The organism is Desulfolutivibrio sp. (assembly GCF_036584575.1).
In the GTDB taxonomy this organism is placed as follows: Bacteria; Desulfobacterota; Desulfovibrionia; order Desulfovibrionales; family Desulfovibrionaceae; genus Desulfolutivibrio.
Genome location: NZ_JAZHDB010000042.1, coordinates 1 through 13,090, shown reverse-complemented (window position 1 = coordinate 13,090; position 13,090 = coordinate 1). Strand labels below are relative to the sequence as shown.

The 13,090-nt window shown below is 60.7% G+C and carries 12 protein-coding genes and 2 tRNA genes; 7 read left to right on the top strand and 7 right to left on the bottom strand.

The window, feature by feature from the left end:
• Window positions 1–248: 248 nt before the first annotated feature.
• The 5 genes from V3572_RS03345 to V3572_RS03325 all read right to left on the bottom strand — a co-directional run bounded on the left by V3572_RS03345 (window position 249) and on the right by V3572_RS03325 (window position 4,813).
• The gene (locus V3572_RS03345) at window positions 249–464 is read right to left on the bottom strand and encodes a hypothetical protein (RefSeq protein WP_332109555.1); all 216 of its coding nucleotides are present in this window, start codon (window positions 462–464) and stop codon (window positions 249–251) included.
• A 152-nt stretch (window positions 465–616) separates the two neighbouring features.
• Window positions 617–1,375 (bottom strand): N-acetylmuramoyl-L-alanine amidase family protein, encoded by a 759-nt coding sequence (locus tag V3572_RS03340; protein WP_332109554.1) that lies wholly within the window; start codon window positions 1,373–1,375, stop codon window positions 617–619.
• The gene (locus tag V3572_RS03335) at window positions 1,372–1,683 is read right to left on the bottom strand and encodes an MTH1187 family thiamine-binding protein (RefSeq protein WP_332109553.1); all 312 of its coding nucleotides are present in this window, start codon (window positions 1,681–1,683) and stop codon (window positions 1,372–1,374) included. Before V3572_RS03335 ends, V3572_RS03340 begins: the two co-directional genes overlap by 4 nt.
• The gene (pbpC, locus tag V3572_RS03330; RefSeq protein WP_332109552.1) at window positions 1,680–4,046 is read right to left on the bottom strand and encodes a penicillin-binding protein 1C; all 2,367 of its coding nucleotides are present in this window, start codon (window positions 4,044–4,046) and stop codon (window positions 1,680–1,682) included. The genes V3572_RS03335 and pbpC overlap by 4 nt, the downstream gene beginning before the upstream one ends.
• Complete coding sequence (locus tag V3572_RS03325) at window positions 4,025–4,813, bottom strand: response regulator (RefSeq protein WP_332109551.1); 789 nt, start codon at window positions 4,811–4,813, stop codon at window positions 4,025–4,027. The genes pbpC and V3572_RS03325 overlap by 22 nt, the downstream gene beginning before the upstream one ends.
• A gap of 338 nt (window positions 4,814–5,151) precedes the next feature.
• On the opposite strand from V3572_RS03325, the gene V3572_RS03320 reads away from it, so the two are divergent.
• From V3572_RS03320 to V3572_RS17775, 7 genes are all read left to right on the top strand, one after another.
• Window positions 5,152–5,227: transfer RNA gene (locus V3572_RS03320), tRNA-Thr, on the top strand.
• Window positions 5,216–5,401, top strand: coding sequence for a hypothetical protein (locus tag V3572_RS03315; protein WP_332109550.1), 186 nt, complete (start codon window positions 5,216–5,218; stop codon window positions 5,399–5,401). Before V3572_RS03320 ends, V3572_RS03315 begins: the two co-directional genes overlap by 12 nt.
• A 162-nt stretch (window positions 5,402–5,563) precedes the next feature.
• The gene (locus tag V3572_RS03310; protein ID WP_246298956.1) at window positions 5,564–6,145 is read left to right on the top strand and encodes a TetR/AcrR family transcriptional regulator; all 582 of its coding nucleotides are present in this window, start codon (window positions 5,564–5,566) and stop codon (window positions 6,143–6,145) included.
• 318 nt (window positions 6,146–6,463) lie between these two features.
• Window positions 6,464–7,678, top strand: coding sequence for an efflux RND transporter periplasmic adaptor subunit (locus tag V3572_RS03305; protein WP_332109549.1), 1,215 nt, complete (start codon window positions 6,464–6,466; stop codon window positions 7,676–7,678).
• Window positions 7,678–10,803, top strand: a complete 3,126-nt coding sequence (locus tag V3572_RS03300; RefSeq protein ID WP_332109548.1) for an efflux RND transporter permease subunit — start codon at window positions 7,678–7,680, stop codon at window positions 10,801–10,803. Before V3572_RS03305 ends, V3572_RS03300 begins: the two co-directional genes overlap by 1 nt.
• A gap of 156 nt (window positions 10,804–10,959) precedes the next feature.
• Window positions 10,960–11,035 (top strand) — tRNA-Thr (locus V3572_RS03295).
• Window positions 11,036–11,088: 53 nt separating this feature from the next.
• Window positions 11,089–11,415, top strand: a complete 327-nt coding sequence (locus V3572_RS17775; RefSeq protein ID WP_442877350.1) for a transposase — start codon at window positions 11,089–11,091, stop codon at window positions 11,413–11,415.
• Between the two features lie 297 nt (window positions 11,416–11,712).
• Here V3572_RS17775 and V3572_RS03290 read toward each other — a convergent pair whose 3' ends face one another.
• On the bottom strand, window positions 11,713–12,207 hold the full coding sequence (locus tag V3572_RS03290; protein ID WP_332109547.1) for a hypothetical protein: 495 nt from the start codon (window positions 12,205–12,207) through the stop codon (window positions 11,713–11,715).
• 309 nt (window positions 12,208–12,516) lie between these two features.
• Complete coding sequence (locus V3572_RS03285; protein WP_332109546.1) at window positions 12,517–12,873, bottom strand: hypothetical protein; 357 nt, start codon at window positions 12,871–12,873, stop codon at window positions 12,517–12,519.
• Window positions 12,874–13,090 lie beyond the last annotated feature (217 nt).

Genomic DNA, 13,090 nt, shown 5'->3' with positions numbered 1-13,090 from the left:
CTCTTATTATGCTAAAAAAAACATATCTTAACCTTTTTTCCCACCCAAGGGCAACCAGGTCACCGGATATTTCATTTCGGTGACTGCACGTATCGCCGGTTGTGCTGATGGCGCCAGTTCAGCCAGTCAGGCACGGGCAGGGTGACAGACAAAACGATCTGGAATCAGGTTTCCGCCTCCTGGCCGTCCGGCTGGAGGAACCGGACGGCGCGGGGAAGGCGGAGCGGTGGAGGCAAGGCGGCAAACGATCAGCGGCTGTGAAACGGCGAGTACCAGCGGGGGCGGGCAGGCGCCCGGCAGGACGTGCTGGCCAGGTGACCGCCAGGGAGGTCACCGGCCTCGGGATGTTTCGGGCAGGGGACAAGGCCCAGTTCGGCGTCGAAAACGGCATGGGAGGCCCCGGGAAGGGATTCCAGGATCAGGGCGGCCAGGATGATGACGGCCAGGACGATGGCGATGAACATGGCGACCTCCTTGCGGTGCGATTCTTTTTCAAAGCAAGGGTTGTGCCATAAAAAAGATTCAGAATGTCAGCATATTATGATTCGACGGGGAGTTGCGTTTGGATACATTTTTGTATGATCCGACAAAAATGGCGGGGAAAAAGGGCGTGTGATCACGGTCGGATGGCGGCCGCATGGTTGGCCACGCCCTGGGCGATGGCCCGGGCCATGCGTTCACGCCGGGCCGGATCAGTCAGGGACGTTTCCTCGTCGCGGTTGACGATGACCCCGGCCTCCACCAGCACGGCGGGCATCTTGGCCCGGGAGAGAACAGCCAAGCCGTCGTAGCGGTACAGGCCGCGTTCGGGGTCGATCAGTTCCCGGCCCTCTCCGGGGATGGGCTCGGCGTGGTGGGCGGTGGGGGTGAACCCGGCGCTGCGCAGGCTCTCCCCGAGGGATTTCCCCAGGGCGATGCTGGCGGCGGATGCGGGGTTTTTGGCTGAAAAAAACAGGCTGTAGCCGGAAAACCGGTCGCAGTATTTCCGCTGGCGGCCCTCGAAGGGCCACGTCGCAAGGTAATGGGGCTGCACCGAATCGTGATGGATGGACACCAGGAGGTCGGCCTTTTTTCGGTTGGCCAGGGTGGCTCGTCCGGCCGGTGGAATGTCGGCCCCGGCCTCGTCGAGGAGAAAGGCCCGGAGCAGCCCGGCGGCGTGCAGTTCGGCCACCACCAGCCGGGCCAGCTCCAGATTGAAGCGGTATTCGGGCACGCCCCGGGCGCTGGTGGCCCCGGAACGCTTGAGACTGTGGCCCACGTCCACGGCCACCACCGTATCGGCCAGGGATTTTGCCGGGCGGCCGCTCGTCGACGCGGCCTGGACCGGGACGGTGAAAAGCAGCAGGACCAGGACGGTTGCGGCCAGGCGGCTCACGATGCGTCAGTCTTCGTTTTAGCCAGGACCGACTGCATCTTCCCGTTCAGCCGACCCATGGGCCCCTTGCGGCAGTCCAGGCGAAGGGCCACATGGATGCGGCCGCAGTCGGGCGTAAGGGCCTTGTAGCAGGCCGCCACTACGTCCATGACCGCCTCGAAGGTTTCCCCTTCAAAGCTGGTGGCCATGGGCCCGAAGACGTAGGGCAGGCCGCTTTCCCGGATCACGTCCACGGCCCGGGCCACATAGGGGCTCAAGGAGTCTCCCTTGTCCATGGGAAAAATCGACAGTTCCGCCATCACGCTCATGGGATGCCCTCCATTTTTCCGTCCACATGATAGGTCACGCTGTCCATGCGTCCCAGGTCGTCCATGACCACCAGCCGGTGCCGACCCGGCGTGAGATCCACGAACAGCCGTTCCGCCGCCGTTCCCTGAGCCACCAACAGGCCGTCCTGATACCAATAGACCTTTGCGGCCGGGGCGGCCACATTGGCCGTGAGCGACAGCCGCTGGAAGGCGGCGGGGACGTCCCGGCGCAGGGAATAGGGCGCGCCCGGGGTGGGGGAGACGATGCGCGGCGGTTCGCCCCCGGCCACCTCGGCGCAGTCCGGATGCGGCGGCGGCGGGACGGGGAAGGCGATGCCCGCCGAGCGCCACCAGGCGCACAACTCCGCCGGATATTCGGTCACGACCTCGGGCCGCGAGGGGTGGCGCTCCAGGCATTCTCCGGCCAGGCGCAGCCCGCGCTTGAGGTCCACGTGAATCTGCCGGTGGACCGTGCAGGGGACCAGCCGGGTGACCCCGGGGATGGTGGTGATGGTGATCCGGCGGTCGCAATACGGCCCGGGCAGCTCGTGGCTTTCGGCGCAGACCTCCACCCCGGCCAGGTTTAGGGGGCCGGGATCGGGCAGGCGCGAACCGTTGCGCTCCACGGCCCGGAACAGTTCAAACAGGATGGGACCGGCATGCACCGCGCCGGAGATGCCCTTGACCGGGGTGGCGTCCATGTTGCCCACCCAAACCCCGATGACGTGATCGGCGGAATAGCCGAAGGCCCAGGCGTCGCGGTGGCCGTAGGAGGTGCCGGTCTTCCAGGCCACGGCCGGGACGCCCATGGCCCGTTCGAAGCCGCCGGGCAGATCCGGCCGCTCCACCTTGGCCAGGATGTCTGTGACCAGGGAGCAGGATTCGGGAGTGAAAAGCCGCAGACCCGTCACGGGGGAGTCGGGGAAAAGGCGCGGGGCCACATGTTCGCCCCCGGCGGCCAGGGTGGCGTACAGGCCGGTCAGGGACAAAAGCGTCACCTCGCCGCCGCCCAGGACCAGGGACAGGCCGTAATGGCTGGCGGGTTTGTTCAAGGTGGTCAGCCCGCCGCGCGTAAGCAGGGCGTGGAAGTTCTCGATGCCCACGGTGTCCAGAAGGCGCACGGCCGGGACATTGAGGGAGGTGATGAGGGCCTTTTCGGCCGTGACCCGGCCACGAAACAGGCCGTCGTAGTTTTTGGGGGCGTAGCCGGAAAAGGCGGTGGGGATGTCCAGAAGCAGGGTCTCGGGTACGATGATCCCGGCGTCCATGGCCGTGGCGAAGAGGAAGGGCTTAAGCGCGGACCCCGGGGAGCGGCGGATGACGGCGCCGTTGATCTGGCCGCTGCGCGGGGCGTCGAAAAAATGGGGCGAACCGACCATGGCCAGGACATCGTGGCTGGCGCGGTCGAGGATGACCGCCGCCGCCGAGCCGATGCCCAGGCTGCGCAGACGTTCGGCGCGTCCCTTGAGGATCTCCTCGGCGGCCTTTTGCACGAAGGGGTCCAGGGTGGTGCGCACCATGGGCTGGCCCTGTCGTTTGCTTTTGGCCAGGTCGCAGAAATGGGGGGCGAGAAAGGGTGGCCTGGCCACATGCCCGGGCACGAGGGTCGCCTTGGCCTCGGCGGCGTCCTGAGGGGAAATGGCCCCGCGCGCGGCAAGCTGGTCCAGGACCATGTCCCGGCCCCGGGTGGCGGCCTGGGCGTCGCGGGCCGGGTCCAGGCGGGTGGGGGAGCGCGGCAGCACGGTCAACAGCGCCGCCTCGCCCAGGGACAGGCGATCCGGGGGCTTGCCGAAATAGAAAAAGGCCGCCGCGCCCACCCCCACGATGTTGCCGCCAAAGGGGGCCAGATTGAGGTAGGCGGTGAGGATTTCGTCCTTGGTGTGGCGCCGTTCGAGCTGTACGGCGCGAAACATCTCCACGCACTTGGCGGCCAGGGTGCGCGGTTTGGGTTCGACGAGGCGGGCCACCTGCATGGTGATGGTGGAGCCGCCGCTTTGCACCCGCCCGGCCACGAGATTGCCAAGGGCCGCCCGGACAAGCGACAGGGGGTTTATGCCCGGATGGCGGCGGAAATGCCGGTCTTCCGAGGCCACCAGGGTTTGCGTCAGGATGGGGGCGGTGTTTTCCAGGGTCACGGGAAGGCGCCAAGCGTGATCCGGAGCCAGATACAGGCGCAGGGGGTTCCCGTTGCGGTCCTGGATCACGGTTGCGGGCGCGGGATGCAGGCGGCCTTCCGGGAAGGGAAAGGCGGCGTCGAGGAGGAAAAAGGCCGCAACCGGAATCAGGACAGCCAGGACGGCCACCAGGAGAAAGCGTTTTCCCGGGCGGGGCCGGTTTATGCCTAGGAGTCCTTTTTTTCGCACAGCGCCTTGTAATCCTGGATGATGTCCAGCATGTCCATCTGCTGGTTGACCCGGCAGTAGAATTCTTCCATGCCGATGGGCTTGGTCAGGAAGTCATTGGCCCCGTTTTTGATGAACCGGGCGGTCTGTTCGCCCCCTTCGGCCGAAACGCCGATGATGGCCAGCCTGTCCTTGGGCCGGGTTTTGCGGATCTCGGTGATCAGTTCAAAGCCGTCCATGCGCGGCATGTGGTAGTCGGTGATGAGCAGGCGCACATCCGGGGTGTCGCGCAGGATATCCAGGGCTGCGGCCCCGTCTGCGGCCTCCATGACCTGGTAATTCTGATTTCCCAGCAGGGTGGCCATCTGGTGCCGGGCGAGTTTGGAGTCGTCGGCCACCAGCACGGTGACGGAAAGATTTTTGTGCAGACGCTCAATGAGGTTTTCCATGTTGGTCACCTCGGCCATGGATTTGAGGAAATAATCCACCACGTTTTGTTCAAGGAGTTTTTTGCGGACCTCCTCATCGAACGACGAGGTCATGACCACGGCGGGCACGGCGTACCGGTTGGCCAGGGCCACGATTTCGCCGCCGGTGTCGTCGGGGAGGTTTAAGTCCAGGACGGCGACGAAGATGTCGTCGCGGCTTTGCTCCATGACCTGGGCGGTCTCGGCCAGGGTGGCGGTGACAAGGGTTTCGTAGGGGGTCACGCCGCGAATGTGTTCGCTCATGATCCGGGCCTGGACCCGGCTGTCCTCGACGATCAGCACCTTGGTTCCGTGGGGCATGGGGACACTCCTTTGCGTCTTGCCCGGGGGAGTAGCAGGAGACCCGGGGGGTTGTCCACGAAGGAAAGCGGGAGGCATCAGGGCCGGGAATGCGGCATGGCAGGGATGGAGGGCGGGGATGGCCGTTCATCCGACGCCCGGATACCGACCCGTCAACGGTTATGCGCCCCATGTTTCCAGCATGGCGGGATGGATTCCGGGATGGCTATCGATTGATTTCCCGGATACCGGCTCGGCGGTGTCGATGCGCCTCTGACTTGACGAAGGACGCGCAGGACGTATATGAAGACGGGCCGCGTGACCACGCGACCGCGACAATCGCGCGAACGGGCACGAGGGCCAGCATAGCTCAGTTGGTAGAGCAGCTGATTCGTAATCAGCAGGTCTGGAGTTCGAGTCTCCATGCTGGCTCCAGGAATTTCAAGGGCTGAAGACCATTTAGGTGGTTTTCAGCCCTTTTTTGATCCTCTCAAAAATGACCGAATTTTAGCCGAACTGACTGCAATTTACAGTCAGTCTGCATACACCCCTGGAAAGCATCGTTTTGATGCGGCCGCTTATGCGGCCGCGACCGACGTTCTTTCCTGAAGATGTACCCCGAGCCTTTCCTCCCCCGAGTTCGGCTTGCCCGGCCTCAAGAGATGCGCTGAGCGGATTCGAGGCCGGGTTCCTCCAGCTTACGATCAGGCTTGAAGTCTCGACTTGACATCAAGTGAACACGTGTTTACATGCCCTCCCATGGCCGTACGCATGGAATCCCCGCTTCGCCGGGAACAGATCGCCGAAGTGACGCTTCGTCTCGTGGTCGAGGAAGGGCTGGGCGCGGTGACCGTTCGCCGGGTGGCCCAGGCCGTCGGCATCTCCGCCGCGGCCCTGTATCGGCATTACAAAAACAAGTCCGATATCCTGGCCGCCGTTCTCGAGGAGCATCATGAAATCATGGTCGATATCATCCGCCGCAGCCGGGCCGAGGCCGCGACCGCTCTCGACGCTCTGCGCCGTGTGAACATGAGAAGCATGGCCCTCGTGGAGAAATACTGCGCCCTGCCGGTGATTTTTCTTTCCGACGCCCTGTGGCTGGGGGACTTGCGTCTGCGCGATCTCAAGCTCAGGCACCACCGCATGTTCCGCGAAGCCATACTGGACCTGATCTCCTCGGGGCAGGACTCGGGGGAGGTCCGCGCCGACATCCGGCCCGATGAGATTTTCGTTTTTTTTCTGGGGCTGGTGGCCATGCCGGCGTTGATGCGGGCGCGAAGACCCGAGGAGGTCGACCTGCCGCTCCAGACCAGCGCGAATTGGGATCTGTTCGCCCGGGCGGTGGCCTGTTGATGGCGGTTTTTCTCGCGGCGGCATGCGGCCGCCGCACAGCGGCCTCACGCGTGGAACGCCGCTGAGGAACGTATTGTTCGCGGACATGCCCCATGGCGCGAAGAGGCCGGTTGCGACGGCCCCGATGCGGGAATCGTCCATGACCGGTACGGAGTCGAGAGTGTTTCCGATCCCTTCCTGATCCCCTAGCGGCCCGGCATGTGCCCGGGCGCGCGGCGTTTCAGGGGATATTTCATGTGAGAATGCGATGCAGGTGTTTCGAGCCGTGTCGGCTTTCATCCGATATTGTCGTTTTGTTTTCATCCGGAGGCAGTGCCCATGCAAGTCATGAATGCGTTTACACGTCCGCTGTCACGTTGGTGCGGACTGTCGGTTTTGACCTTGTCCCTGTTCACGCTCGCGGGATGCGGCCAGGAAAAGCAGGGGCCTCCCCAAGCCCGAGTTCCCGAGGTTTCCTACATCACCATCAGTCCCCAGAAACTCCTCTTGGCCAAGGAATTGTCGGGACGCACCTCCGCGTTCCGGGTCGCCGAGATACGCCCCCGCGTCAACGGGTTGATCCAGAAGCGTCTTTTTACGGAGGGGGGCGACGTCACGGAAGGGCAGATGCTGTACCAGATCGATCCGGCCCCGTTCGAGGCCGATCTGGCCAATGCAGAGGCCGCCTTGGCCGAGGCCCAGGCCAAGCTGCCGAGCGTCCAGGCCAAGGCCCAGCGCTACGGCAAGCTTCTCACCAGCGAATCCTTAAGCCAGCAGGACTATGACGACGCCGCCTCGGCCCACGACCAGCTCAAGGCCACCATCACGGCCCTGCAGGCCAAGGTCGCGACCGCCAGGATCAATCTGGGATACACCAAGGTCACCGCGCCCATCTCCGGCCGCATCGGCAAGTCCAGCGTGACCGACGGCGCACTGGTCGCGGCGTATCAGACCGTGGCCCTGGCCACCATCCAGCAGCTCGATCCCATCTATGTGGACGTGACCCAGTCCTCGGCCGAGCTTCTCAGGCTGAAGGAACGCCGGGAGAAGGGGTTGATCAACCCGGACCAGACGAACCAGAACGCGGCCAATCTCATCATGGAGAACGGCAAGCCCTATGCCCTGGAGGGGATCTTTCAGTTCCGCGACGTCACCGTGGATCCCTCCACCGGCTCGGTCATCCTGCGCCTGATCTTCCCCAACCCGCAGGCGGAGATCCTGCCCGGCATGTTCGTGCGGGCGATCATCAAGGAAGGCGTCAACGACGAGGCCATCCTGGTGTCCCAACAGGGCGTGTCCCGGGACACCAAGGGCAACCCCTACGCCCTGGTTGTCAATGCCGAAAACAAGGCCGAGATGCGCCAACTGACCCTGGACCGGGCCATCGGCAACCAGTGGCTCGTGGTGGCCGGACTGGCCCCCGGGGACCGGGTGATCGTCGAGGGCCTGCAGATGCTCCGGCCCGGAACCGAGGTCAAGGCCACACCCGTTGACCAGGGCCAGACGGCCCAGGCCGATGCCCGGACGCCGAAAAGCGGTGAGGGAGAGAAGTAATGTTGTCGAAATTCTTCTTGGACAGGCCTGTTTTCGCCTGGGTCATCGCCATCTCCATGATGGCCCTTGGCGGATTGGCCATCTATAAGATGCCCATTTCCCAGTATCCGCCCATCGCCCCGCCCTCCATCTCCATCACCGCCTATTTCCCGGGCGCCTCGGCCGAGACGGTGGAGAACACCGTGACCCAGATCATCGAGCAGAAGATGACCGGTCTGGACGGGCTGCTGTATTTAAGCGGGACCAGCTCATCCTCGGGCGAGGCTAGGCTGGAGTTGACCTTCGAGCCGGGCACCGATCCGGACATCGCCTGGTCCAAGGTGCAAAACAAGCTGCAACTGGCCACGGCCAGTCTGCCCGACGAGGTGCAGCGTTCGGGCGTCGAGGTCAGCAAGTCCACCCGGAACTACCTCATCGTCGTCGGCCTGATCTCGGAAGACGGCAGCATGAACGGCGTGGATCTGCGGGACTACGCCCAGTCCAATCTGGAAAAGATCCTCTCCCGGGTGCCCGGCGTGGGCGAGGTGGAGAATTTCGGCAGCCAGTACGCCATGCGCGTCTGGCTCGATCCGGACAAGCTGCACAGCTACAGCTTGACCGTGGCCGACGTCACCTCGGCGCTTACCGCCTACAACGTCGAGGTCTCGGCCGGCCAGATCGGGGGAGCGCCCTTCATGCCCGGCCAGCACCTCAACGCCCCCATCGTGGTCCAGCATCTGCTTCAAACCCCGGAAGAATTCGCCAACATCCCCATCCGCGTCAATCCCGACGGCTCCGTGGTCCGGGTCAAGGACATCGGGCGCACGGAACTGGGCTCCGAACGCTTCGACATCGTGGGCGAGTACAACGGCCTGCCCTCGGCCGCCATGGCCATCCGCCAGGCCGCCGGAGCCAACGCCCTGGACACCGCCGACGCCATCAAGAGCAAGCTTGCGGAGATGAGCGCGTATTTTCCCCCGGGCTTGAAGGTGGTCTATCCCTACGACACCACGCCGTTCACCAGGGTGGCCATCGACGAGGTGGTCAAGACCCTGTTCGAGGCCGTGATCCTGGTCTTTTTGATCATGTACCTGTTCATGGGCAACATCCGGGCCACGCTTATCCCGACCATCGCGGTGCCCGTAGTGCTCTTGGGAACCTTCGCAGTCCTAAGCGCCTTTGGCTTCTCCATCAACATGCTGACCATGTTCGCCATGGTGCTGGCCATCGGCCTTCTGGTGGACGACGCCATCGTGGTGGTCGAAAACGTGGAGCGGATCATGTCCGAGGAGGGCCTCTCGCCCCGGGAGGCCACAGCCAAATCCATGGACGAGATCACCAGCGCCCTGGTCGGCATCGGCCTGGTGCTCTCGGCGGTGTTCGGTCCCATGGCCTTTTTCCAGGGGTCCACGGGGGTGCTCTACCGCCAGTTCTCGGTCACGGTCATCGCCGCCATGCTGCTTTCCGTGGTGGTGGCCCTGGTCCTGACCCCGGTTCTGTGCGCCACGTTTCTCAAACCCGTGCCCAAGGGGCATGAGCCTTCGGAAAATGTGATCTACTTTCTGCGCCCCTTTTTCCGCTGGTTCGACCGGGTCTTTTATCGCGCCCGGTCCATCTATGTGGGCCTGGTGGGCAGATCCTTCTCCAGGGCCGCGCGCTACCTCGTCTTGTACGCCCTGATCGTGGCCGGGGTGGGCTACCTGTTTGTGCGCATGCCCACCGGCTACATCCCGGACGAGGACCAAGGGATCCTCATGATCCAGGCCACCCTGCCGCCGGGCTCGTCCACCCTGGAGCAGACCGAGGCGGTCATGACCAAGGTCCGCAACTATTTCCTGGAGCAGGAAAAAGACGCCGTGGACAGCTTCATGAACGTCTCGGGCGTGAGTTTCAGCGGCCAGGGACAGAACATGGCCCTGGGATTCGTCAAGCTCAAGGACTGGGACCAGCGCCAAGGCGACGACCTCAAGGTCAAGGCCATCGCCCTGCGGGCCTCCAAGCGCCTCTCCCAGATCAACGAGGCCATGGTCTTCGCCTTTCCACCGCCGCCGGTGGTGGAACTAGGCATGGCCACGGGTTTCGACTTCCAGTTGCTGGACCGGGGCGGCCTGGGCCACGACAAGCTCATGGCCGCGCGCAACCAGCTTCTGGGCATGGCCAGGCAGGAGCCCCGGCTGGTCCGGGTCCGCCCCAACGGGATGGATGACGTCCCGGAATACCATGTCGCCGTGGACTGGGACAAGGCCGGCGCCCTCGGGACGCCCATCACCTCCATCCATCATACCATTTCGGCGGCCTTCGGCAGTTCCTACGTCAACAACTTCATCCAGGCCGGCCGGGTCAAGCAGGTCTACGTCCAGGCCGACGCCCCATACCGCATGCAGCCCCAGGATTTGAACAAGCTCTACGTCCGCAACACCGAGGACAAGATGGTGCCCTTCTCGGCCTTCGCCACCGGGCGCTGGACCACAGGGTCGCCAAAGCTTGAGCGCTTTAACGCCTTCCCGTCCATCAACATCCTGGGCGAGCCGGCTCCGGGCCACAGCACCGGCGAGGCCATGACGATCATGGAGGACTTCGTCGCCAAGCTGCCCCAGGGCATCGGTTTCGACTGGACGGGCCTGTCCTACCAGGAACGGATGGCCACAGCCCAGGGGCCGCTGTTGTACGCCTTCTCGGTCTTCGTGATCTTTTTGTGCGTGGCGGCGTTGTACGAAAGCTGGACCATCCCCATCGTCAACATGCTCATGCTGCCGCTTGGCGTGCTCGGGGCCATCGCGGCCACGTCGCTTCGGGGCATGCCCAACGACGTCTACTTCCAGATCGGCTTTCTGACCACGCTCGGGCTGTCCACGAAAAACGCCATCCTGATCATCCAGTTCATCAAGGAGCGCATGGCTCAGGGAGAGACGCTCGTCGACGCCACGCTCGGCGCGGTCAAGACCCGGTTTAGGCCGGTGCTCATGACCTCCCTGGCGTTTTTCTTCGGGGTTCTGCCCCTGGCCATCGCCACCGGGGCCGGGGCCGGGGCCATGAACGCCATCGGCACGGCCGTGTGCGGCGGCATGCTCTCGGCCACGTTTATCGACCTCATCTTCATCCCCCTGTTCTTCGTGCTGACCTCCAGGCTGTTCAAGGGACGATGAAACAGGGGACGACAGGGAAGGGCGCAGGAGTAATGAGGGGGCGCGCACGGTTCGCAAAAGGCGAACTCCTCGCCCCACTTTTGAGCGGATGCGAACAAATCAATAAACGCCTTGACTGGCCGTAATGCCGCGTGTCTCAAGCATTTTCCGCAGAAAGCCGGCAGAGCTCAGTTGGTAGAGCAGCTGGTTCGTCATCAGCAGGTCTGGAGTTCGAGTCTCCATGCTTGCTCCAGAAATTAGGGCTGAAGATCACTGCCAATTCCCGGAGCGCCTGGGCTTTACGAGTTGGTCGACGATGAATATATTTGCAAAGGAGTGGCGAGCATTTTTCTAGCAGTGGACCCCCTGGGCGGGAAGCATGAAGTCAGGATCACCGAGCAACGGACTCGGATAGAATGGGCGAGCTTTATTCGAAAATTGCTCGATGATCGCTATCCCGACGCCAAGAAAATCGTTTTGTTTATGGACAATCTCAACACGCATGACACGGGGTCACTTTCTGCGGCGTTCCCGGCGGAGGAAGCCAGGCGGCTTTCACAACGCCTTGAATACATGACACTCCCAAGCACGGGAGTTGGTCAAATATTTCGGAAGTTGAACTCAGCGTATTGAAGCGCCAATGCCTTGCTGGCCGAATAGACTGTATCGAGAAGATGCGAGCCCGGGTTTTGGCGTGGAGCAATGACAGGAATAACCGTCAAACTCAAGTGGACTGGCGGTTCACGACAATGGATGCTCGAATCAAGATAAAACGCCTGTATCCGAAAACTTAAACCGTACTATGTACTAGCCTCATCTGCGGATTGCTTCAAGTCAATGAGTCGCAAAAACGCGGATGCCTCAGAAAAATCTGGTCGCAGGGATAAAGCTTCTTGCAAATGCTTGATGCACAATGTCAGATCGTCGGCGTTATAGTCTGTACGCACTGAAAATCTTATGTGCCAATGTTGTCTCGCGTAATCCAGAATGGATTTCATTGATTTTGTCTTCTTCATCCTCATAAGCATGGTTGTCTTGAGATATGTTATATTTTGAATCAGCACCAAATGCATTGTTGCTGCTTAATAAAAGATAACCGTGCCTGCCAATGCCCGTTACAGGCAATCGTATCATAAAGGTTGCATGTTTGTTTGTTTTTGTGTATAATTTATAACTTTGGATTATATTTGTAGGGTTTTTGCATACCACAAGAACCCCAACCTTTTCCACGCAATGTTCACACCAAACTTCATGATCGTTAATTATTTGACTTATTACTTCAAGTTGATTTTTGTTTGAGTCTACGTCAATGATCGTTTTGCACTTTGTACATTTTGTCCGAATTCTGATATGTTTGAATTTATTCAAGGCGTGATTGACGACAATAGCATATAGCTTTGTGCTTGAATTGTTTGTTTGATGCATGAGTATGTTTTCTTAAAAGAATGTATGCAACTTATTTAGAATAATACATCAAGATCTTGAAAGAAATGTTTTTAGGAATCAACGATTGCCATCTTTGAAAGAATGAGTAGGATGAAGTTAAGAGCCCTCATCGCTTGTATCCTTCGAGATTGAAAATAATAGATGCAAAAATCAAAGCATAAAATCAGGAATCAGAACAATCAGAAGTATAATTGCAGCGAGGATGAAGGAAAGTGCAAGTACGAGAAATGGTAATGGTTTATGAATTTTGATGTTTGATGATGTCAACATGTGAATTTCTGCCTCTGCTTATAGTTTTTGCGAAACGGTGCAAACTTTGTGCGTTGTTTCATTCCGGAGGTCAACACCTGGACGCCAAAATTTTGAAACCGGAATGAACGTTATTTTCTGGCTGAAGTCGAGGGGGTCAAGCTGGCTTTCCTGAAGATCGTGGGATGAAGGTGAGCCAGGGCAGCCAACCACTCGCCAACCAACCGCCAACCAACCGCCAACCAACCGCCAACCATCCCGGTTTGAGGGGCCAGAATCGGTTGGTGTTTTGCCAACATAAGCGTGGTCGATTTCTTGAAATAAGATAAAAATTCTAGATAAATAGCCAACTTTTTGCCTCATCGTAATCAGCAGGTCTGGAGCTCGAGTCTCCATGCTGGCTCCAAAAATTTCAATGGTTTAGGGGTATTCCTCCTAGGCCCTTTTGATTGTCTATCAAGTGTGCCAACCGCCCCGCCAACCTTTCCCTGTGGATTTAGAGGATGGTCAGTCCAGAAACGGCCCGTTTTGGGACGGGTGTGTTTTGTATTTGGGATGGGTGCGCTTGGGTTTGGGGTGTAAATTTTTGTGTGCTTGGAGTTGAACAGGAATT

Bases quoted from the DNA above. Each gene is read 5' to 3' on its own strand.
- V3572_RS03345 (WP_332109555.1), bottom strand. From the start codon at position 464: ATGTTCATCGCCATCGTCCTGGCCGTCATCATCCTGGCCGCCCTGATC.
- V3572_RS03335 (WP_332109553.1), bottom strand. From the start codon at position 1,683: ATGAGCGTGATGGCGGAACTGTCGATTTTTCCCATGGACAAGGGAGAC.
- V3572_RS03325 (WP_332109551.1), bottom strand. From the start codon at position 4,813: ATGCCCCACGGAACCAAGGTGCTGATCGTCGAGGACAGCCGGGTCCAG.
- V3572_RS03315 (WP_332109550.1), top strand. From the start codon at position 5,216: ATGCTGGCTCCAGGAATTTCAAGGGCTGAAGACCATTTAGGTGGTTTT.
- V3572_RS03310 (WP_246298956.1), top strand. From the start codon at position 5,564: ATGGAATCCCCGCTTCGCCGGGAACAGATCGCCGAAGTGACGCTTCGT.
- V3572_RS03305 (WP_332109549.1), top strand. From the start codon at position 6,464: ATGCAAGTCATGAATGCGTTTACACGTCCGCTGTCACGTTGGTGCGGA.
- V3572_RS03300 (WP_332109548.1), top strand. From the start codon at position 7,678: ATGTTGTCGAAATTCTTCTTGGACAGGCCTGTTTTCGCCTGGGTCATC.
- V3572_RS03290 (WP_332109547.1), bottom strand. From the start codon at position 12,207: ATGCATCAAACAAACAATTCAAGCACAAAGCTATATGCTATTGTCGTC.
- V3572_RS03285 (WP_332109546.1), bottom strand. From the start codon at position 12,873: ATGGAGACTCGAGCTCCAGACCTGCTGATTACGATGAGGCAAAAAGTT.